We start from the raw sequence: 21,387 nt of genomic DNA, 5'->3' as shown, positions 1-21,387 counted from the left end.
GTTGCCACGGTGCCCCGGTGCGGTACGTGCCGGGCCGACCTGCGAGAATCCGGGCCGTGATCCTCGTCAACACCGAAACCGTGCCCGGATACGACATCGTGGGCCTGCGCGGCCTCGTCCAGGGCAACACCATTCGCGCCAAGAACATCGGCCGTGACATCGGCGCGGGCCTGAAGAACATCGTCGGCGGTGAGCTGACGGCCTACACCGAGCTGATGGTCGAGGCCCGCAACGAAGCGGTCCAGCGGATGATCGTGCAGGCGCAGCAGCTGCAGGCCAACGCCATCGTCAACGTGCGCTTCACGACCAGCCAGGTCGCCGGAGGTGCCGCCGAGCTGTACGCCTACGGCACCGCCGTCACGATCCAGCAGCGCGGGGCAGCCACCGCCCCGGGCATGTAGCCGTGGAGGCCCTCTTCATCCCGCTCCTGCAGCTGGGTGTACCGATCGCGCTGCTCGTCGTCGGGGGGCTGGTCGGCCAGCAGCGCGAGCGTGCCCATCTCGCCGACCTCACCGAGCGGGAACAACGAACCGCGCACGTCCCGGTCACCGACCTCAGCCGACCCCCTGTGGGGACGTCCATCCAGCCGGGAGCCATGTTCGTCAGCGGCAGCGTCGTGATCGCCACCGACTACTACAAACGGCTGGCCGCCTCGCTCCGCAACCTGGTGGGCGGCGAGGTCAAGGCGCTCTCCCCTGTGCTGGACCGGGGACGTCGGGAGGCACGGCTGCGCATGGTCGAGGAGGCCATGGCGGCCGGCGCCACCATGGTCGTCAACGTCCGCTTCGAGACCAGCACCATCACCCTCGGTGCCTCGGAGATCATCTGCTACGGGACCGCCCTCAGGACCTGAGGGCGGCGAGCGGCCCTGGCCTCAGCCTCGGGTGACGTCGTCGGAGGCTGCCGGGGTCGGCTCCTCCGTCTCCGTCAGGTCGACGTCGTCGTCGGGGCAGAGGAAGTAGTCGCCGGCCACGGGCTGCGCACCGGGGTCACCCTGCTCGCAGAAGTCGATGCCGGATCCCGGCGGGCGTGTGCCGGGCGGGTTGGGACGGGCCGGGGTCTCACCGTCACCGTCGCCATCCCCGTCGCCATCACCGTCGCCGTCGCCATCCCCGTCTCCGGGGGTGACGGGCACGGGGGTGGCGGTGATGGGCGGGAGGACCGTGACGGGCTCGCCGGTCACCGGGTCCACCGTCACGACGGTGCCACCACCGGTCGTCCCGTCCCCGGTCGTGCCACCACCGGTGGTGCCGTCCCCTGTGGCGCCGCCCGAGGCACTCTCCACGACCGTGATCTCGATCGGCTCGCAGACCAGGAAGTGGCTGACCCGTCCGTCGAGCACCTGCAGGTGCACGTCGGCCACGCGATCGGCAACGAACAGGCCCTGACCCTCGTAGGCGAAGGCCACCACCATCTCCAGCAGCCCCTCGCCGAGGTCACGCCCGGCCAGCGGCCCCACGGTCATCATGAAGTCGGGGTCCGACACGATCGTCCCCGGCGCAAGGGCGTTGCGTTCGGCGAATCCGACCGGCGGTTCCCCGCTGAACCAGGCCTCCCGGCAGTCGTCGGCGGTGTAGTTCAGCAGCGGGTGGTTGTTGGCCACCGAGAAGGCGAGGCCGGCCTCGACGCCAGCAGCCCAGGCCGCGTCACGGGCCTCCCAGTAGTCCTCCACGAGGGCGATCGTGGCCTCGTCGACGGGCTCGAGCGGCTCGGCGGGCGCCGTCGTCACCGGCGCCACGACCACCGGGTCGGCCTCGGCCGGCGGTGGTTCGGAGCTGATGCAGGCAGCGCCGAGCAGCGCCAGCCCGAGGACCATGGACAGATGCTTGCTCAGCCACATGTCGCAGCCTCCAGCAGTTGGGTCTCCGCCGACCCGGTGACGAGCGAGGCGCCACCCACGATCTGCATCGAGTCGGTGTCGGGGCAGGCTGCGGCCAGCACGTCGACCGTGGCCTGGGGCACGGCGTCGGCGCCGGTGTACAGCAGCGGCGCGTTCACGTCGGCGCCCCACCCTGCCGCGGCGAGGCCCGCAGGCCAGCCGCGGGCGTAGTAGCCGTTGGCGACCATGAAGCCTTCGGTGTCACCCCAGAGGTCCTCGGCGATCATCGCGGCGGTTGCGGCACGGTCGGCACCGCCGATCCGGCGGGCCCCCGGGACGGCGGCCTCGACAGCTTGGGAGAGGGCGGCCTCGCCACCGAACAGGATCGTCTCCTGGGTGCCCCAGCGCTGCAGCGCGTCGGCGACGCCGGGGTGCAGCTGGTCGCCCGGTGTGACCAGCAGCGGTGTGCCGGTGCTGGCAGTCCAGGCGCCACCGCTCAGGGCATCGGCCCACTGGGCGGTCGGGTCGTTGCCACCGTCACTGCGGGCCAAGGCCACCGTGGTGGAGCCCGGGTAGACGCGCCGGACCTCTTCGGCGATGGCCAGGGCCGTGTCGACCCGCGAGTCGCCGGCGAGGCGAACGACCTCGTAGCCGTGGCTGGCCAGCTGGGTGTCGATGTCCGCGCTGAGCGCGGCTTCGCCACCGAGGACGTAGACACGTCCACCGTTCGGCAGCACCTCGGCCATGGCGGCCATCGTCGAGTCGCTGACCGCGTCGTGTGTCGACACCAGCAGCGGGCCACCGCGCAGCAACGAGGCGCCGGCCAGGGCGTCGACAGCTACATCGTTGCGGGTCAGGACCACGAAGTCGGGGAACACGAGGGGCCGCGACAGGGCGACGCCCTCGGCCACCTCGATCACGGAGTCGGCGTTCGTGCGGGGCAGCTGCAGCCGCGCGGGGTCGACCAGCGGCCCACCCAGGGCGGGGATGTCGAGCACGCGGTCGACGTTCAGCCGTCCCCAGCCGTTGAAGATGTCATGGCCCTGCGGGTACAGGTCCCGGACGCCGTTCTGCAACGCGATCTTGACGTCGTCGACGGTGCGCTGGTAGCCGTTGTCGGGCAGGTTCGCGCCGGGGGCCGGCGGCTGCGCGGACGGGGTGAACCCACGCGTGATGTGCGGGTTGAGGCCGAGGTAGAGGGAGGCCGCGCCGGTCACGAGGGGCGCCGCGAAGCTGCTGCCGGCGACGGGGCGAATCCTGTCGAGCTCCCACAGGGCCGCGATGTCCTGCGACAGCGTGCCCTGGTTGTTGCCGCCCGGGGCGATGATGTCCAGCCAGCGGCCGGTCGAGGAGTAGAAGGACCGTTCACCGGACCGGTCGCTCGCACCGACGGTCAGGACGCCGGGGTAGGCCGCCGGGTAGAACACGGGGTCGTCGTCGGCACCACGGTTGCCGGCAGCGGCCACGACGGGCACGCCCTGCTCCAGCGCGTAGTCGATGACCTCGCGGAGCGGGTCGACGTTGACGACGCGTTCGTCACGGCCCTCGTTGTTGTCGGTGGCGTTGAGGCACTGGGCGTCCTCGGCGTCGGCCAGGACGTCGTCGTCGTTGTTGTCACGACCGTCGCTGCACGCGGGTGCCAGCTCGTCGATGGTCCCCACGTCGGCGAGGCTCGGCCCTTCCGAGCCGTCGTCCTCGCCTTCGCACCCCGGGTCGGCGACGGTGCCGAGGTCAGCGTTGTCCGTCGCGTCCACGAAGCCGTCGCCATCGTTGTCGATGCCGTCGGCGCACTCCATCGGCTCGGCCGGCTGGACCAGCGGGGTCTGCGGGGACTCGAAGTTGTCGGTGGCGTCCTCGCAGTCGTCGTCGGCGAGGTCGACCACGCCGTCACCGTCGTTGTCGCGGTGGTCCGCGCACGCCGCCACCTGTTCGGGGGTGCTGTCGGGGGCGTTGTCGCCCGGCCCCTCCGACCCGTCCTGCTCGTTCACGCAGCCGGGGTCCTCGCCGTCGGCGGTGCCGTCACCGTCGTTGTCGACGCCGTCGTTGCACTCGGGCTGCAGGTCGCTGCCGCTGCCGTCGGCGGTCTCGGGCGACCCGAGGGAGATGTGGATGATGTCGGCGCCGTGGTCGACGGCCCACTTGATGCCCTCGGCCACGACGACGTTGTCGATGCACTCGTTGACGTCGTTGACCCGGATCGGCATGAGGCGGACGCCCCAGTCGACGCCGGCGATGCCGATGGTGTTGTTGCCCGTCGCCCCGATGAGGCTGGCCACGGCCGTGCCGTGGGGGCCCCGGTCGGAGTTGCGGGGGGGTGCGGCGGCACCGAAGGACTCGTAACCGGTGGCCTGCGGGCCGACGAAGGGACCGATGGCCCCGCCGTTGTTGCCACCCTCGAGCTCGAGGCCGTAGACGGCGTCGAGGCCAGCCACGACCCGGGCACCACCAGCGAGGAAGTCGAAGCGGGTCGAGTCGATGCCGGAGTCGATCACGGCCACCGTCACGGGCCGGCTGCGACCGCCGGTGGAGGAGTCACGGATCGTGTCCCAGGCGCTCGGTGTGGCGATCTGGGGGTGGTACCACTGCACCGGATAGCCGTCGTCGTTGGGGACCGCTTGTGGTTCCAGGTTGTAGCGGACCGCGGATTCCGACTGCAGGCCGCAGGTCTCGGGGACCGGGAACTGGGGGACGTGGGTGCCCTCGACGGCGCTGTCGCCCTCACCGACGCGGATGAGGTAGTTGCGCTCGGGGAACCAGTCACGCCCGCCCTCGGGTGTCTGGGTGTCGACGACCTCGACGGTCCAGGCGAAGCCGGAGTCGGCGGTGAAGTCACCGATGGCGCTGGTGGGCACGACGCCGTCGATCTCGTAGCCGTCGAGGCGCTGGGCCTCGTCGAGCCAGGTCACGGTCCACGTCGAGGCGTTCCGCGAGGGCGTGCGCACGGCCATGATCTGCAGGGGACGACCGGGGACGTTGTTCTCCGGGAAGATCGAGACCACGAAGTCCGGCCCCGCCTCGGGGTCACCGAGGACGGTGGGGTACTGGGTCTCGCCCTCCTCAGCGGTCACGTAGAGGCCGAAGGTGATGCCGCCGGCGCCGAGGTCGGTGTTGCCCCACTCCTGGCAGGCGTAGACGAGGAAGGCGGTCTGGTCGAACCGGCCGCCGTCGTCGGTTGTCTGCAGGATGAACATGCTGCGCAGGTCGATCCGCGGGGGCGGCTCGTTGCCGCTGCCACCGGGGTTCGGCACGTTGTAGCTGGGGCCGAACACGCCGTCGGCGCCACCGCGGAACAGCAGCTGCCGACTGGCCTGGAGGCCGTTGTTGGGCAGGTTGGTGCCGTCGTCGCACTCGTCGTAGTACTGCTGGGCGATCGCGCCGGACCGCTGCTGCTCGAGCGAGCTGTAGGTCGCGTCGCTGCTGGCCTCGCCGAGGTACTCCGCCTGCACGGCCTCGCGGGCCGCAGCAGCGCGGTCGGCGGCGCCGTCGCCGGCGGACGCGAACTCGCTGCGCTCGAACTCCTCCCGGTGCTCGGCCGCGAAGGCCGCCCAGTCGATGTCGAGCTCCCCCGGCGACCAGGTCTGCTCGACCGTCCCCGAGAACGAGGTGTCGGTGGACGAGTCAGCAGGCTCGGCCACGGAGGGCGCGGCAAGGGCTCCCGGAAGCAGCCCGAGCGCCAACGCCCCGGACACCAATGCAGTTTTGACGGCAGACAGACGCATCCCACACTCCATGTCAAGCGCCTCAATAGTTAACTACAACCCCATTGATTTACAAGGGGGGACCGCTGCAACACCGTACGGCGAGGGCGGGGCGCATGCCGGGATGATCCCCCGAGGGCCTCCGGGTGTGTGGGACGTCGGACGTTACTCCTGCACGAACGTCGACGATGCGATCAGCTGGTTCCCGCCGTAGTCGGTCACCGTCAGGTCGACGTAGATCTCGGTTCCGGGGTCCAGCAGCTCCAGTCCGTACTGCAGCGTCGGCAGGTCGGCGAAGAGGGCGCCGTCGCCGTAGGCCTGCCACTCGACGGTCCCGTCGGGCAGGTACACCAGCACGACAGGGGCGATGAGAGCGGTGGGGTCGGCCTGCAGCTCGCCGTAGGACCCGGTTTCCTCGTCGAGCAGGTAGTAGACCTCCTGCAGGACGTCGCCGGTGTCGGCATCGAGCACGATGGACAGGTCGACCGGTTCCACGAGGTCCGATCCGGGGGCCTGGTAGTCCAGCGGCACGCTCGCGTAGGCCAGGGTTCCTTCCTCGTCGAAGTCCAGCTCGAGGTAGGCGTCGACGGAGTCGCCGTCCGCGTCGGTGAGGGTCAGGACGGTGAGGTCGGTGAACCCCGCGACGGTCCCGTCGCCCAGGATCTCCGCCGCGGTGTCGCCGAGCTGCACGATCGCCCCGTCGTCGGGGTCGATGTAGCCGAAGGACAGGCGCGCGTCGACGACGTTGGCGAGTGAGGCCGGATCGAGCTCGACCGTGACCTCCACGCCCCCTTCGACCGGCGTGACGGTGGCGTCGGCGCCGACCACGCTCGGTCCGTCGCCCTCGGTGCCGAGGCCCTCGCCATCGGTCGGTTCGGGGGCGGCATGTTCCGCGGCGTCCTGGCCCGCCGCAGCCGGCTGCCCGCCACGGGGGATCGACTGGCCCGCGGTGTAGTAGGCGGTCAGGAACTGGGCCCACGCCTCGCTGCCCGGCACCTGGAGGTAGGCGCCGTCAGCCAGGTCGTCGCTGGGCGGGAAGTAGATGGACATGCCGGTCGAGCCGAGGCGGGCCGGCCCGACGGTCTGGGCGACGACGGTGTCGTTGATCGCACGCAGCACCGCATCCGCGTCGTCGGACACCTGCAGGCTCTGCACCCCGATCTCGGCGACGAACTGGCCGAGGTCGGTGAGGTGCGTGCTCTGGGAGGGATCGGGCGACCGGCCGTACTCCACGGTGCTGGCCCGTTGGCGTCCGATCAGCACGCCGAGCGCCTCGACCTGCTCGGTGAGGGTGCCGGCGAAGGTCGACATGGCGTCCTCGAGCGTCGGCATGCCCGCGAGGTCGAGGAGCGAGAGGGTGATCTCCGCGCCCGTCCCCTGTGCGTCTGCCTGCCCGACGAACCCGTCGACGAAGGCCGTGCCGAGTCCGACGGCGTCGATGGTCGGGTCGGCCTCGATGGCACCGAGGGCACCGTAGTCCCAGCCGTGTCCCGGCTCGAGCTCTTCGGAGGCCAGGAGGTAGTCGGCGTAGGGCGACAGGGCGCTGGCGACCTCGTAGGTGGCCATGAGGCAGGCGTCGAAGCCCAGCAGCTGGATGCGGTCGAGGCCCGCGACGTCGAGTCCGGCCTGCAGACCGGCGGCGAGCTCGCCGAGGTCGAGGACCTCGCCGCTGCTGTCGTCGGGGCCGATCCCGGTCCAGCCACCGCCGTGGTCGGAGATGGTCAGGGCGTAGTTGTCAGCGGGGAAGGTCTCCACGGCGAAGGCGATGAAGGAGGCCAGCGTCGTCGGGTCGGCCATGTCGACCTCGCCGAGGTCGGCGATCTCGGCGAACTCGTCGGCCTGGACGTACAGGAGCTTGGCCGTCTCCCAGTCGTCGAGGTTCAGCAACGGCTGGTCGGTGTGTCCCGCTTCGCGGTCGACCAGCGCGACGGTGTTGACCCCGATCGGCGAGCCCACCGTGGCCATCTCGGCCACGTCCTCCAGCATCGGCTCCTCGAGGTTGGTGTCGGCGATGGAGTACAGCATGTAGGTCCACGACTCGGGCTCGAGCGGCTCGACGTCCAGGCCGAAGCCCACATCGCCGACGAGCGTGGTGTCCGCTCCCCCGTCGCCGCTGGTCCGCCCGTCGTCGTCGTCCCCGGTGGCGTCGTCGGTCGCGGCCGGGGCGTCGGCCTCGGCACCGTCGGTTCCGGTGTCGTCGCCGCTGCCGTCGCCGCTGTCGGACGCGTCCACCCCCGTGGGCGTCTCGAGTGGCTCGTCGGCCCCCGAGCAGGCTGCCATCAGCAGCATCAGGGCACCCAGCAGCGCAACCGTCCTCGACCTCATGAGCCGTTCCCGTTTCCCGTCGTGCGGTCGCCGAGGGGCGACCGGTGAGCGCGGCACGGTACTCCGGGGGTGGGCCAGGTGGGCTGGGAGACCGCCGGTCAGGTTGCGGCGCTCATGCCCCGCAGCTCGCGCTTCAGCTCACCGATCTCGTCGCGCAGCCGGGCGGCGTACTCGAACCGGAGCTCGCTTGCGGCCTGGTGCATCTCGTCGCTGAGCGTCTGGATCAGGGTGGCCAGCTCGTCGGACGGAAGGTCGCTGACATCGGGCATGCCCGGAAGGGCCTCGCGCGCACGGTCCGAGGGGTCGGCGGACTGGTAGGGCATGCCCGCCTCGGCGGCACGCGCCATCTGGATGATGTCGCCGACGCGCTTGCGGATGGTCTGGGGGTCGATGCCGTTCTCGCGGTTGAACTGCTCCTGGATCGCCCGGCGACGGTTCGTCTCGCTGATCGCCGTTCGCATCGAGTCGGTGATGTTGTCGGCGTACATCACGACCTTGCCGTTCACGTTTCGTGCGGCACGCCCGATGGTCTGGATCAGCGACGTCTCGGACCGCAGGAACCCCTCCTTGTCGGCGTCGAGGATGGCGACAAGCGCCACCTCGGGCAGGTCGAGGCCCTCACGGAGGAGGTTGATGCCGATCAGCGCGTCGAAGTGCCCCATGCGCAGGTCGCGGAGGATCTCGATCCGCTCGACGGTGTTGATCTCCGAATGCAGGTAGCGGACCTTCAGGCCGGCCTCGAGCAGGTAGTCGGTGAGGTCCTCCGACATCTTCTTGGTCAGCGTGGTGACCAGCACGCGTTCGTCGCGTTCGGCGTGCCCCCGGATCTCCTCGATCAGGTCGTCGATCTGTCCCTTGGTCGGCCGCAGCAGCACCTCGGGGTCGATCAGTCCCGTCGGACGGATGACCTGCTCGACGATGGTCGAGGACATGCGCCGCTCGAAGGGCCCGGGTGTCGCCGAGACGTGCACGGTCTGGCCGACCTTCTCGCGGAACTCCTCGAAGCGGAGCGGCCGGTTGTCCATCGCCGAGGGCAGTCGGAAGCCGTGGTCGACGAGGGTGGTCTTGCGCGACCGGTCGCCCTCGTACATGCCGCCGACCTGCGGCACCGTCACGTGGGACTCGTCGACGATCAGCAGGAAGTCATCGGGGAAGTAGTCGATGAGCGTGTACGGCGTCTCGCCGGGGCTTCGCCCGTCCAGGTGACGGGAGTAGTTCTCGATGCCCGAGCACATCCCGATCTCCTTCAGCATCTCCAGGTCGTAGTTGGTCCGCATGCGCAGCCGCTGGGCCTCGAGCAGCTTGTCGGCCGACGTCAGCTCCTCCAGGCGCTCGTCGAGCTCGGCCTGGATGGTCTGGATGGCCCGTTCGAGCCCCGTGCCACCGGTGATGTAGTGGGAGTTCGGGAAGATCATGACCTGCTCGAACTCGCCGATCAGCTCACCGGTGATCGGCTCGAGACGGGTGATGCGGTCGATGGTGTCGCCGAAGAACTCGATGCGCCAGGCGGTCTCGCCGTCGGCGGGGAAGATCTCCAGGGTGTCGCCACGCACCCGGAACTTGCCGCGGACGAAGTTGAGCTCGTTGCGCTCGTACTGCAGCTCGACCAGCCGTCGGATGACCTTGTCCAGGTCGATGTCCATGCCCTCGCTGAGCATGAGGTGGTACTTCTCGTACTGCTCCGGCGACCCCAGCCCGTAGATGCAGGACACCGAGGCCACGATGAGCACGTCGCGGCGGGTCATGAGCGACATGGTCGCCTCGTGCCGCAGCCGCTCGATCTCGTCGTTGATCGAGGAGTCCTTCTCGATGTAGGTGTCGGAGGACGGGACGTACGCCTCGGGCTGGTAGTAGTCGTAGTAGCTGACGAAGTACTCGACGGCGTTGTTGGGGAAGAACTCCTTGAACTCGCCCGCCAGCTGCGCGGCCAGCGTCTTGTTGGGTGCCATGACGAGCGTCGGCCGCTGGACCTCGTGGATGATGTTGGCCATCGAGAACGTCTTGCCCGAACCGGTGACGCCGAGCAGGCAGACGTCGGTCTCGCCCCGTCCAAGGGCGTCGGTCACACCAGTGATCGCGCGGGGCTGGTCACCGGCCGGCTTGTAGTCGCTGACGATCTCGAACCGACCGTCGCGACGGACCGGCGTGGTGGGACTCGACATGCCCCCATGGTCGCGTGCCCGTCAACCACCGTCACCCTGTCTCCCGTCAGGGGGTTGTCAGGAGGGCCACACGGGAGACCGTGTCGCCCGGACGGGGGTTTCGGTCAGCTCGAGGATGCGGTCGGCTGGTCGAGGAACCGTTCGTGCGGGATGTCGACGACCTGACCGTCGGGGGTGCGCAGGCTGACCGACACGTGGCCGACCCCGACCACCTCGCCGGTGACGTCCCCGAAGGTGACGATGGAGCCCACCTCGAGCATGTTGTCGACGTGTCGGCCGGCGATCACGGAGCCGAGCAGGGGTCGCAGCCCGAGGCCGAGCCCCAGCGCCGCGGCCACGACCAGGCCCGAGAAGGTGATGATCAGAAGCTGCCGCAGCACACCCACGTCCATGCCTGCCTGCTCGGCGGCGATCAGCGAGACGAGCACCACGATGGCCCAGTACACGACCGCACCGGCCACCCGGGCCATGGCCGGACGCACGGTGGCGACCACCCGCGTCACGGTGGCACGCAGGACCGCCGCGACCAGGAGGGCAACGATGACCAGGATGAAGCTGATCGTCAGCCCGGGGAGGGCGCCGATCATCCCCGACATGGCGGCCTGCAGGCCCGTGTCGGTGGCGACGGGGTCCACGAGGCGGCCGAGGCCGAGGAGGAACCCCACCGCGCTGACCCCCACGAGGGTCGCCTTGGCGAGGGAGTTGACCTCCGCCCTGTCGTCCAGCAGTCGGCCACCGAGGACACGCAGGAGCCACGCCAGGACGAAGGCCGCGACCACGCACACGATGATCGGGACCAGCGTGCGGACGAGTGGGCCGTCGGCGGCGAGCAGGGTGTCGAAGGTCATCGAGGGTCCTCGGTGGGGGCAGACGTCGGCCCATCATGGCTGCCGGGGGGGTCCTCGCGCAGCCCGAGCAGGTCGGGGGTTGCACGAGCCACACGCCCGATCGAGCCGAAGATGGACCCGGCAAGGACGCTCACGATGGCCTCGGCACGGACACGTTGCACCGTGGCCTCGACGGCTTCCTCGCGTGGGACGGCGATGGACCGGAGCAGGCCGGCGGCTTCGGTGACCAGCGCCATGGTCACCCGATCCAACCCGTCGGGGTCATCGAATGCGTCGATGGCGGTCATGTCCCTCCCTCCCCTCGATCGTGGGCGGAGAGGGCGTCGGCGACGGCCTGCCTGGCACGGAAGATGCGGCTCTTGACCGCGGACAGCGAGATGTCGAGGCTCTCGGCGATGTCCTCGTAGGCAAGGCCCTGGACGTCGCGCAGCACGAAGGCCGCGCGCGCGTCCTCGCTGAGGTCGGCGAGGGCCTGCTGGACCACGGCGACCCGTTCCATGCCCTCCACCGTTCCCTCCGGGGACGAGGACGGGTCCGCCCTGTCGGGGACGTCCGCGGACACCCCCTCCTTGCGACGCGTGACGAGGCTGAGGCTGGTGTTGGTCGCGATGCGGTACAGCCACGTCGAGACCTGGCTGTCGCCCCTGAATGTCGCAAGGGCACGCCATGCCCTGACGAAGGTCTCCTGGACGGCATCCTCGGCATCGGCATCGCGGCCACAGATGCCGCGCGCGACGCTGAAGAGCATGCCGTAGTTGCGGCGGATGACCTCCTCGAAGGCCCCCACGTCGCCACCGCGGGCACGGGCGAGCAGGGCGGCGTCGTCGAACACGGCAAACGCCGGGCCCGATCGATGCACCGCGCCATCACTCCCGAACACCTCCGTGGAAACCCGACAACCTTTCTCGATGGACCCACCCCGGGGCCATAAGTTTCTCGCCAACGGTACAACCGACCCGATGCCGGCCTGACCGACCGGCCGCCGGTGGGGGTTCCTGCAGCCGCGACACTCTGCCCTAGACTCCGCAGCCGGCAATCCGACGAGTCATCATCGGAACACGTTCCGTCATCCTTCACGGTGCACGGACGAGTTCGCTGAAGAAGATTCACCGAACATGATTCATCCAATTCCGTGATGGGCACCTTGGTTGCACGGGTCCAGGCGGGACACGAACGGGTCGGCTCGGCCCTGCGTACACGGTCCGCGGAGACGGACCCCACAGACCTCGGCCCAGCGGCCAACACACACAAGCTTGCAGCGGTGATGCCCACCCCCTCATGTCATCGCTGCTGGGCCCGGCACTCCCCCGTGCCGGGCCCGATCCCTTTTTCGAGGGTGTGCCCACCCCCGCTGCCTGCGGCCGGTTCGTCCCTGCTGCGACGGCCCCGTAGGCTGCGCCCACCCTCGTGACAGGAGCCAGCCCATGCCCGCAGCGCACATCACCACCCGAGTCGACGGCCACGTCCTCCACATCGGCGTCGACCGTCCGGAGAAGCGCAACGCCTTCGACCGAGGGATGCTGCACGCCCTCGCGGAGGCCTACGACCGCTTGGCAACCGACGACGACCTGCGCGTGGGCGTCGTCTCGGCCCGGGGCGACCACTTCTCGGCAGGCCTGGACCTGGCCGACGTCGGCCCGGCCATCGCTGCGGGGGAACCGTTCGTGCCCGAGGGCATGACCGACCCGTTCGGCATCTGGGGCGAACCGTGCCCCAAGCCGGTCGTCATGGCAGTCCAGGGGGTCGCGTTCACCCTCACCATCGAGCTGGCCCTGGCTGCCGACATCATCGTGGCGGCCGACGACGTCCGGTTCCGCCAGCTGGAGATCGGCCGCGGCATCGTGCCGTTCGGCGGAGCCACCATCCGCGCCGTCCGCAACCTCGGATGGGGCAACGCGATGAAGTTCCTGCTGACCGGGGAGGAGTTCGGCGCCGAGGAAGCCCACCGGATCGGACTGGTCCAGGAGGTGGTGCCGGCCGGCGAGCAGCTCGCTGCGGCGACCGCGATCGCCGAGACGATCGCCAAGCAGGCACCGCTGGGTGTCCAGGCCACGCTGCGGCAGTCCCGCCTGTCCCGCGATGTCTCCACCGACGCGGCGATCGCCGACATGCACGCCTCGCTGGTCCCGATCATGACCAGCGAGGACGCTGCCGAGGGGCTCCGGTCGTTCGTCGAGCGGCGCGACGGCGTCTACCAGGGGAAGTGACCCGCCGCCTGGGAGGGGCCGCCGCCGGCGCCGCCGTGGGGGCCACGCTCCTCGTCGGTGTGCTGGTGGCCAGCCCCGTCCGCCCGACGGGATGGTGGGTGGCGCTGGTGATCCTGGGTGTCCTGCTGCCTGCCGCATCCGCCGCGGGGGCGGCGGCCGGCCTGCGGGTGATCGGCGGCGAGCGGATCGCCGCGGTCGCACGGCTGACGGCGGTCGGCAGCCCCGTCATGGCCGTCTTCCTCCGGTTCCTCGTCATGGCCGTCTTCAGCACGACCGCCCCCGGTGCGCAGGAGGGCGTTGCCATGGTCCTCGGGGCCGCCTCGGCGGCCGCGCTGGCGGGCCGGTACACCCCCGGGGTCGACGACGCCGACGGCGCAGCCCACACCGCATAGGGCCACGCACCGGCACCCAGGACTCAAGGGGCCGGCACCGCCTGCCGATGTCAGTTGACACGCACGCGTCGTGGCGTGCCACGGCATGCCCGGTACACGGAAGGCTTCGCCAGTGTCCACTCCCCTGCTGCCCGGCTCGCCCGGACAGGCCGAGACGTCGACGCCGGTCGACCCGACGCTGGCCGCTCGGCTGGTCGACCACGTCGAGCGGGTCGTCGTGGGCAAGCGTTCGGTCGTCACCCTGTCGGTGGCGACGCTGCTGGCCGGCGGGCACCTGCTGCTGGAGGACGTCCCCGGCGTCGGCAAGACCGTCCTCGCCCGGACCCTGGCGCGAACGATCGACGGGCAGCACACCCGCATCCAGGGTGCACCCGACCTGTTGCCGACCGACCTGACCGGCGCGGCGGTCTGGCGGCCGCGCGAGGAGCGGTTCGAGTTCGTGGCCGGCCCGCTGTTCGCCAACATCGTCGTCGTCGACGAGGCCAACCGGATGTCCCCACGGACGCAGGCCGCCCTCCTGGAGGCGATGGAGGAGGGCCAGGTCTCCGTCGACGGGGTCACCCACGCCCTCCCCCAGCCGTCCATGATCCTCGCGACCCAGAACCCGGCGGAGCAGCACGGGGTCCACCCCCTGCCGGAGTCCCAGCTGGACCGGTTCACCGCTGCGACGTCGATGGGGTACCCCGAGGCCGTGGACGAGGTGGCGATCGTCGCCAGCCAGCTTCGTGCCGACCCGCTGACGACCCTCCCCCCGCTGCTCGACCTGCACCAGCTGGCCGGCCTGCAGGCCGCCGCGCGAAACGTGACGGCGACCGAGGACCTGGTGGGCTACGCCGTCCGGCTCGTGCGGGCCACCCGGAACCGGGCCGGGGTCCGCCTCGGCGCGTCGCCGCGTGCGGCGCTGCAGCTGGTCCGGCTGGCACAGGCGATGGCGTTGCTGGACCAGCGCCCCGTGGTCCTTCCCGACGACATCAAGCGGGTTGCACCTGCGGTACTGGTCCACCGCCTCGTGGTCGACGGTCGCGGCGAGCGGCCCGACGGGGTCGTGCAGGCGGTCCTGCACGAGACCCCCGTCGCCGCCTGATCGCCGTTGAGACGCGTGGCCTTCCCCGACCGCAGACTGCTGACGACACGGCCGACGGGGGTCGGCTGGTCGGTGCTGGCGCTGGCGACGGTGCTGTACTTCGCGGGTTCCAACATCGGGTCGGGATGGCTGGTCCTGCTGGCCGCCACGCTGGCCGCCGGAGTCGCGGTCGACGTGGCCGGTGCCCGACGGCTGCAGCAGGCCACGGGGTGTGTCGTCTCCGGCGACGGGACCGGCACGATCGAGGCCCCGCCCGTCGTGACGATCCAGGTCACTCGTCCCCAGCACCCGGGCTCGACCCTCCTCGCGATTCCCTCCCTCGGGCTGCGGACGGTCCTCGGGGAGGCTGGCACCAGCACCGTCCGGGCGCCCGTGCGTCGATCGGTCGGTCCGCTGGACACCGTTGACGTCGTCCTCCGGACCGTCGGCAGCCTGACCCTCGCCGCGGCCGTGCGCCGGTCCGGCCACGAGGTGCGCTGCACGGTCGTGCCCAGCGTCCACCCAGCAGCCGAGCGCTTGGCTCGCATCGTCGGCGGACACGGGCCGCAGGAACGGCATCGGGTCGGCCGCGACGAGGTCACGGGCCTGCGGGAGCACGCCGCCGGGGACGGCAGCCGGCTGGTCCACTGGCGGGCCAGCGCCCGCCGGGGCCAGCTGCTCGTCCGGGACACCAGCGGCTCCACCGGACCGCACGTACGGATCGAGCTGGCACGGGACCACGGATGGACGCCGCCCCAGATGGTGCTGGCGACCACGGTCGTCACCGCCCTGGCCACGGCTGCCGGGGCCGATAGCGGTGCCACGCTCGTCCTGCAGGGCCATCCGGTCGAGTGGACCGCGACGATGGCGGAGCAGCTGGCCAGGCAGCATCCGCTCGGTGGCAGCCCCGTCGGACCTCCGTCCCCCGACCCGGGCGGGCCCCGCGGCAGCCGCGACGCCCGGACCGACGGGCCCGGCGTGGTCGTGCGTCCCGATCGCGACGACCCAACCGCCATCGTCGTCTCCACGCCGTCGGACGCAACCACCCTCCAGTCCCTGGAGGAGGTGCGGGGATGGCTGGCGGGCGCCTGATCAGGGCGGTCGCCGAGGTCAACACGACCCGGCGGCCCGAACACGACGTCACCCTGCGGGTGGCGGTCCTCGTCGCCGTGATGGCCGGGGCGCTGGCGGTGCTGTTCGCCGGTGCCGCACCGCTCGGCGAGTCGACGGCCATCGTCCTGGTCATGCCGCTGGCGTTCCTGTGGTCCCACCGGCGGCGCAACGACTCCAACTGGGCCGCCAAGATCGTGATCAGCGTCCTCGCGGTCGCTGTCCTGATCCGCTTCTTCGACGGCCTGTCGGGCATCACCACGGTCGACGACGCCCGGCTTCCCCTTTCGGTGCTGTTCCTGGAGATCCAGGTCCTGCACGCCTTCGACCTGCCGCAGCGTCGTGACCTGATGTTCGGCCTCGTGTCGTCGTTGGCGTTGCTCGGCCTGGCGCTGGCAACCGGTCCGGACGCCTGGATGTTCGTGCTGTTCGCGCTGCACCTGTCGGCCTCGGCGGTGGCCCTTCACCGGCACGGACGGTCCCGGGCGCAGGAGTGGGCCGAGGACGGCGTCGTCGGTCCCCCCGTCGACGTCGAGGACCCCGGGGGGCCGGAGAGGTCACCGGCTCGCGCAACCGGGCGCAGCGTCGCCGCGGTGGCCGCTGTGGCCGTGCTGCTGTTCGGGTTGCTGCCGTTGCGCTCCAGCGGGTCCCTCGGTGGACTGCCGTTCTCCTTCGGGTCGGCGGGGCCGGCGGCCACGACCGACAACGGCCGGATCCAGCCACCGTTCGCCGACGGCGGCGGGGCGCAGGGTGGCGGGCCGGTGGACTACTTCGGGTTCGCGGACCGGGTCGACCCCCGCTCGGTGGGCGAGCTCGACGACACCCCGATCATGCGGGTGCGCACCGACCGTCCGCGCCCGCTCCGCGGTGTGGTGTTCGACGTGTACGACGACGGCGTGTGGGGACGCTCGGCGACCGACCCACGCCCGGTCCAGGGCCTGCCCGTGGTGCTCCGCCAACCACGCGGTGAGGCGTCGGTCCAGCAGCGCGTGACCCAGACCATCGAGCTGCTGCACGCCACGCCGAACCTGGTCTTCGCGGCATCGGACCCCCGGGAGGTGTGGCTGGCTGCCCGCAGCGTCGCACCGTGGGACGACGGCACCCTGACGACGTCGGTCGACATGTCCGCGGGGACGGTCTACTCGGTGGTCTCCGCCATCGACGTCACACCGGCATCGACGTTGCGGACGGTCCGGCCCGGCAGCGCCGGGACGGTCGACCCACGGTGGACGGCGCTGCCCGACAGCGTGCCGCAACGTGTGCACGACCTCGCCCGGCAGCTCGCCGCACAGGCTGCGGCCCCGACCCCGTACGCGATCGCGGAGACGGTCCAGGCATGGATCGGCAACCGGGTCGCCTACAGCCTGGAGGGGCCGGTGGTCCCCCGTTCGGCCGACCCCGTCGACCACCTGCTGTTCGAGAGCCGTGTCGGTTGGTGCGAACCGATCGCCACCTCCATGGTGGTCCTGCTCCGCTCGGTGGGGATCCCCGCACGGTTCGTGACCGGATTCCAGCCGGGGACGAGGGACCTGTTCAGCGGTCAGTACGTGGTCCGCGCCGCCGACGCCCATGCCTGGGTCGAGGTCGAGGTACCCGGGGTCGGATGGGTGCCGTTCGACCCCACCGGCGCCACGTCGCAGGTGCTGGATCCCGACGGCAGGCCATCGGAGGTCCTGATCGGCCGGCTGCTCGCTCGGCTCCGTGACGCGGTCACCGCCGACCCCCGGCCCTGGGTGGCCGGAGCGGCTGGTGCGTTGGTGCTTGCAGGGGCCGGCTGGATGGCCTCGGCAGCGATGGCCGCCCGGCGGTTGCGTCGTCGGTCACCGTGGGTCCGCCTCCTGTCCGCGCTGGAGGTCGAGGGCGTGGCTGCCCGACCCTCCGACACGCCACGGGAGGCGGTGTCGCGAGCCAACCGAACGTTGCCGCACCTCGACCGTGCCGAGCTGGACCTCGTCCGCGCCCACGAGGAGGCACGCCGCTACGCCGCTCCCGGCCCCGACGACGAGTCGGCCCATGCCGCGGTCGACCGGATCCTGACGCGACGATGAGGCCGCCCGCCGGTCCCCGAGGGGGGACGGACGGCCCCTCCGGTCAGTCCTTGCGTGAGGTCAGGATCCGGTAGAGGACGTACAGCAGCAGGGCGCCGAGGGCGGCCGGCGCGAGCTTCTTCGCCACCGGGGCCCCCGCGACGTCGAGCAGGTCGATCGCGTCGTCGGTGGTCCTCGCCTTGGGCGTCGACGCGGGCCGGGCCGGTGTCGTCGCCGCACCTGCGGCCGGCGAGGAGGGTGCAGGGCTCGCCCCGTTGCTGGTGGCCGCAGCGGCCGCATCAGCGGTCTCGCCATCGACGGCGGCGTCGTCGGATGCCTGCCCGGTGGAGGTGTCGGCGGCGGCCGTGTCCGCCGTGGCCTCGTCGTCGTCCTCGTCCCCACCTGCGAGCTCGCCCGCCAGGCAGTCGGCGAACTGGCCGATCAGCTTCTCCCCGACGTCGCTCATGACGCTGCGACCGAACTGCGCCGGCTTGCCGGTGATGGCGAGCTCGGTGACGACCTTCACGGTCGCCCCGCCGTCGGGCCCGTCGACGACGGAGGCCCTGACCACCGCGTTGGCGGTGCCCGACCCGCGTGCCTCGCGACCGCGGGCGTTGATGGTGGCCGTCAGCGCCTCGGTGTCGACGTCGACGTAGTCGGCCTCACCCCGGTAGGTGACCTGGATCGGGCCGAGCTTGACCTTCACCCGACCGCTGAAGTGTTCGCCGTCGACATCGTCGACGGTGGCCCCGGGCATGCAGGGGCCGATGCGTTCGATGTCACGCAGCACCTCGAAGGCGCGGGCGGGCGGGACGGGCACGTCGAATGTGTGGGTCAGTTCCATCAGCGTCTGATCTCCTCGTGTGTGGACCGGGTCCACGTGTCCAGGTCGTCGGGGGTGTCAAGGTCGTCGGGCACCGCGACATCGTCGCAGGCGACGTGCTGCACGACCTCGGGGTGGGTGTCCAGCCAACCACGTGCGCCCCGGTCGCCGGCCAGTCCGGCCATGACGTCCTCGAATGCATCGGCGGCCAGCAGCACCGGGTTGCGAGGGTGACCGCCGTAGGTGGCCACCCATGCCTGCACGCCGGGGTGGGCTTCCTCTCGGGCCCGCAGGAGGCGAGCGACCGCAGCCGGACCGACGCCGGGCAGGTCGACGAGGTGGAGGAGGACACCACCGACGCCGCGCCCTGCGGCCCAGGACAGCCCCACGGCCACCGAGGTCGCCTGCCCCTCCTCCCAGCGGTCGTTGGGGACGATGGTCGCCCCGCGTCCGACCGCGTCGTTGACCAGGACCCCGGCAACGCGGTCGCCGGCCGATCCGGTCACGACACCGACCGGGGCGCAGCCCCCCTCGACCAACGCGCGGGTGGCCATCACCACCAGCGGGGTGCCGCCCAGCTCGACCAGCGCCTTGGGGCCGCCCATGCGTCGGCCGGCGCCGGCGGCGAGCACGACGCCGGCGACATCACGGATGCCGGGGGCGCTCACGTGAGGGCGTCCTCGCGGTCGGGGTGGATACGGCCACTGGTCCGGGTCAGCGGCTGTCCGCTGCCACCCCAGCGCAGCTGCACGATCTCCGCGGCGATGGACACGGCGGTCTCCTCCGGAGTCCGGGCACCCAGGTCCAGCCCGACGGGCGACCGCAGCCTGCCCAGCTCCTCCTCCGTCAGGCCCAGGTCGCGGAGTCGATCCAGCCGATCGGCATGGGTTCGCCTGGAGCCCATCGCGCCGATGTACCCGGCGTCGGTTCGCAGGGCGACCTCGAGCAGCGGCACGTCGAACTTCGGGTCGTGGGTCAGCACGCACAACACCGTGCGAGCGTCGACCGGCGCCGTCGGCAGGAACCGGTGGGGCCACTGGACGACGACCTCGTCGGCGTCGGGAAAACGAGCGCGCGTGGCGAAGACCCGCCGCGCATCGCACACGGTCACGTGGTAGCCGAGGAACTTGCCGATCCTCGCCACGGCAGCCGCGAAGTCGATGGCGCCGAACACGTACATCCGTGGGGGTGGCTGGAAGGACTGCACGAAGACGGTGACGTCGTCGACCCGCCGTTCGCCGTCGGCGCCGTAGGACCGTCGCCCGGTCCGTCCCTGGGCGAGCATGCCCCGCGCGTCGCTGGACACCGCAACCGCCAACCCCTCGCTGCCCAGGTCGCCGTCCTGGGCGTCCTCGGTCACGACCAGCTTGGAACCCACGTTGCCGGGCCCGTCGACGACGGTGCCGATGGCGACGCCTCGGCCGTCCTCGATCATCCGGCGGACCTCGGCGAAGCCGGGGATCGCGAAGGGTTCGACGAACAGGGAGATCTCGCCGCCACACGTCAGGCCGACCGCCACGGCCTCGTCGTCGGAGACCCCGTAGGTCACCTGCCTCGCGGGTCCTCCGGCCAGGACCTCCTGGCACTGCTCGACGACCGCGCCCTCGACACAGCCACCGGAGACGCTGCCGACGACGACCCCGTCGGCGTTGACCGCCATGGCGGCGCCGGGGTCGCGCGGGGCGCTGATCTGGGTCTCCACCACGGTCGCGATGGCCGTCGGGACACCGGCGTCGTGCCAGCTGGCGAGGGTGGTCAGGATGTCACGCATGGACGTCGCCTCCCATCACGACACGGGCCAGTCGTTCGAGTGCGGCCACCGAGTGGCCGGTCAGGAACTCGTCGACGTGCGGCAGGGCGGCAGCCATGCCGCCGACGAGCGGTTCGTAGCCGGGGGCGGCCTTGCGGGGATTGGACCACACGACCCTGTGGGCCAGCCGCTGCAACCGCTCCATCTGGGTGGCCAGGACCGTCGTGTCGCCGCGTTCCCAGCCGTCGGACAGGATCACGACGATCGCACCCCGCGCCAGCCCGCGCTGGCCCCAGCGGTCCAGCCATTCCTTCAGCCCGTCGCCCAGGCGGGTGCCCCCCGACCAGTCGGGGATGGCGCCGGCCACGGCGGCCATGGCGGTGTCGGGATCACGGTGGGACAGCTCGCGGGTGATGCGGGTCAGCCGGGTGCCGATGGTGAACGCCTCGGCCCGCCCGGTACCGCCGCCCCGACCGACGGCCACGTGGGCGAACCGCAGGAGGGCGTCGGCGTAGGTGCCCATCGACCCGGACACGTCGACCAGCAGGACCACGGTCCGGGGCCGCCGTCGGTGGCGGCGGCGATGCAGCACGCGGGGGTCGCCCATGCCCCGGAGGGCCTCGCGGACGGTGGCGTGCTCGTCGAGCCCACCGCGGTGCCACGGATGGTGGCGACGCGTGCGACGGGGCTCGCCCGGCAGCGACATCGCGGCCAGGAGGCGGTTGACCAGGTCCCGGTCCGCCGGGGTCAACGACGCGAGGTCCCGTTGGCGGAGGACCTCGTGCCGGCTGGCGCTGGCGGTCAGGTGCAGCTCGTCGTCGTCCCCGTCGTCGTCGCCACCGTGCAGCGGGGCGGTCAGGGACCGCAGCTGCGGCCGTTGGCTGCTGGGCGTGCCCGGTCGCAACCTCGTGTGGGGGGCCTCGCCCTCGAAGAAGGCCTCGAAGGCCCGGTCGTAGCGGCCCAGGTCGTCCCGGTTGCCGCACAGGGTCGAGCGGCCGGCCCAGTACACGTCGAGGCGCCGGCCGGCGTCGAGGACCTCCAGGGCCTCGACGAAGGCGCGGATCCGTCCGGTCGTCACGGGGACACCGGTGGACCGGACCGTCCGCGCGAAGGCCACGGCCGTGTCCAGGGCGTCGGCGGCGTCCGTGGGCGGTGTGTGCATC

18 protein-coding genes are annotated in these 21,387 nt (G+C 71.5%); 7 read left to right on the top strand and 11 right to left on the bottom strand.

Annotated features, from left to right (window positions below):
• Positions 1-56: 56 nt before the first annotated feature.
• Complete coding sequence (locus DVS28_RS11890; protein WP_114591644.1) at positions 57-401, top strand: YbjQ family protein; 345 nt, start codon at positions 57-59, stop codon at positions 399-401.
• Between the two features lie 2 nt (positions 402-403).
• Positions 404-853 carry a YbjQ family protein gene (locus DVS28_RS11885; protein ID WP_114591643.1) on the top strand — a complete coding sequence of 150 codons (450 nt, stop codon included), beginning with the start codon at positions 404-406 and terminating at the stop codon, positions 851-853.
• Positions 854-874: 21 nt separating this feature from the next.
• Here DVS28_RS11885 and DVS28_RS11880 read toward each other — a convergent pair whose 3' ends face one another.
• The 7 genes from DVS28_RS11880 to DVS28_RS11850 all read right to left on the bottom strand — a co-directional run bounded on the left by DVS28_RS11880 (position 875) and on the right by DVS28_RS11850 (position 11,711).
• Positions 875-1,840, bottom strand: a complete 966-nt coding sequence (locus DVS28_RS11880; RefSeq protein WP_114591642.1) for a hypothetical protein — start codon at positions 1,838-1,840, stop codon at positions 875-877.
• Positions 1,831-5,538 carry a S8 family serine peptidase gene (locus DVS28_RS11875; RefSeq protein ID WP_164710420.1) on the bottom strand — a complete coding sequence of 1,236 codons (3,708 nt, stop codon included), beginning with the start codon at positions 5,536-5,538 and terminating at the stop codon, positions 1,831-1,833. The genes DVS28_RS11880 and DVS28_RS11875 overlap by 10 nt, the downstream gene beginning before the upstream one ends.
• Positions 5,539-5,682: 144 nt before the next feature.
• Positions 5,683-7,842 carry a clostripain-related cysteine peptidase gene (locus DVS28_RS11870; protein ID WP_114591640.1) on the bottom strand — a complete coding sequence of 720 codons (2,160 nt, stop codon included), beginning with the start codon at positions 7,840-7,842 and terminating at the stop codon, positions 5,683-5,685.
• Between the two features lie 98 nt (positions 7,843-7,940).
• Entirely contained in the window at positions 7,941-10,004 is a 2,064-nt protein-coding gene (gene uvrB / locus DVS28_RS11865) for an excinuclease ABC subunit UvrB (protein WP_114591639.1), read from the bottom strand.
• Positions 10,005-10,108: 104 nt separating this feature from the next.
• The gene (locus DVS28_RS11860; RefSeq protein ID WP_114591638.1) at positions 10,109-10,852 is read right to left on the bottom strand and encodes a mechanosensitive ion channel domain-containing protein; all 744 of its coding nucleotides are present in this window, start codon (positions 10,850-10,852) and stop codon (positions 10,109-10,111) included.
• The gene (locus DVS28_RS11855; RefSeq protein ID WP_114591637.1) at positions 10,849-11,139 is read right to left on the bottom strand and encodes a hypothetical protein; all 291 of its coding nucleotides are present in this window, start codon (positions 11,137-11,139) and stop codon (positions 10,849-10,851) included. The genes DVS28_RS11860 and DVS28_RS11855 overlap by 4 nt, the downstream gene beginning before the upstream one ends.
• Positions 11,136-11,711 carry an RNA polymerase sigma factor gene (locus DVS28_RS11850; RefSeq protein ID WP_216826578.1) on the bottom strand — a complete coding sequence of 192 codons (576 nt, stop codon included), beginning with the start codon at positions 11,709-11,711 and terminating at the stop codon, positions 11,136-11,138. Before DVS28_RS11850 ends, DVS28_RS11855 begins: the two co-directional genes overlap by 4 nt.
• Positions 11,712-12,276: 565 nt before the next feature.
• Here DVS28_RS11850 and DVS28_RS11845 point away from each other — a divergent pair.
• From DVS28_RS11845 to DVS28_RS11825, 5 genes are all read left to right on the top strand, one after another.
• A complete protein-coding gene (locus DVS28_RS11845; RefSeq protein ID WP_114591635.1) occupies positions 12,277-13,059 on the top strand; it encodes a crotonase/enoyl-CoA hydratase family protein in 783 nt (260 codons plus the stop codon).
• Positions 13,056-13,451 (top strand): hypothetical protein, encoded by a 396-nt coding sequence (locus tag DVS28_RS11840; protein ID WP_114591634.1) that lies wholly within the window; start codon positions 13,056-13,058, stop codon positions 13,449-13,451. Before DVS28_RS11845 ends, DVS28_RS11840 begins: the two co-directional genes overlap by 4 nt.
• Before the next feature lie 112 nt (positions 13,452-13,563).
• Complete coding sequence (locus DVS28_RS11835) at positions 13,564-14,535, top strand: AAA family ATPase (RefSeq protein WP_216826577.1); 972 nt, start codon at positions 13,564-13,566, stop codon at positions 14,533-14,535.
• 15 nt (positions 14,536-14,550) lie between these two features.
• Entirely contained in the window at positions 14,551-15,606 is a 1,056-nt protein-coding gene (locus DVS28_RS11830) for a DUF58 domain-containing protein (protein WP_164710419.1), read from the top strand.
• Positions 15,588-17,672, top strand: coding sequence for a transglutaminase TgpA family protein (locus DVS28_RS11825; protein ID WP_114591631.1), 2,085 nt, complete (start codon positions 15,588-15,590; stop codon positions 17,670-17,672). Before DVS28_RS11830 ends, DVS28_RS11825 begins: the two co-directional genes overlap by 19 nt.
• A gap of 43 nt (positions 17,673-17,715) precedes the next feature.
• Here DVS28_RS11825 and DVS28_RS11820 read toward each other — a convergent pair whose 3' ends face one another.
• Genes DVS28_RS11820 through DVS28_RS11805 form a run of 4 tightly spaced genes read right to left on the bottom strand, consistent with a single transcriptional unit; the run spans position 17,716 to position 21,386 of the window.
• The gene (locus DVS28_RS11820) at positions 17,716-18,495 is read right to left on the bottom strand and encodes an SRPBCC family protein (RefSeq protein WP_114591630.1); all 780 of its coding nucleotides are present in this window, start codon (positions 18,493-18,495) and stop codon (positions 17,716-17,718) included.
• The gene (locus DVS28_RS11815) at positions 18,495-19,142 is read right to left on the bottom strand and encodes a nucleotidyltransferase family protein (RefSeq protein WP_216826576.1); all 648 of its coding nucleotides are present in this window, start codon (positions 19,140-19,142) and stop codon (positions 18,495-18,497) included. The genes DVS28_RS11820 and DVS28_RS11815 overlap by 1 nt, the downstream gene beginning before the upstream one ends.
• Entirely contained in the window at positions 19,139-20,245 is a 1,107-nt protein-coding gene (locus DVS28_RS11810) for an XdhC family protein (RefSeq protein WP_114591629.1), read from the bottom strand. Before DVS28_RS11810 ends, DVS28_RS11815 begins: the two co-directional genes overlap by 4 nt.
• A complete protein-coding gene (locus tag DVS28_RS11805) occupies positions 20,238-21,386 on the bottom strand; it encodes a vWA domain-containing protein (protein ID WP_114591628.1) in 1,149 nt (382 codons plus the stop codon). Before DVS28_RS11805 ends, DVS28_RS11810 begins: the two co-directional genes overlap by 8 nt.
• Position 21,387: the final 1 nt, after the last annotated feature.

The organism is Euzebya pacifica, assembly GCF_003344865.1.
In the GTDB taxonomy this organism is placed as follows: Bacteria; Actinomycetota; Nitriliruptoria; order Euzebyales; family Euzebyaceae; genus Euzebya; species Euzebya pacifica.
This window is presented reverse-complemented; position numbering and strand designations above follow the sequence as displayed.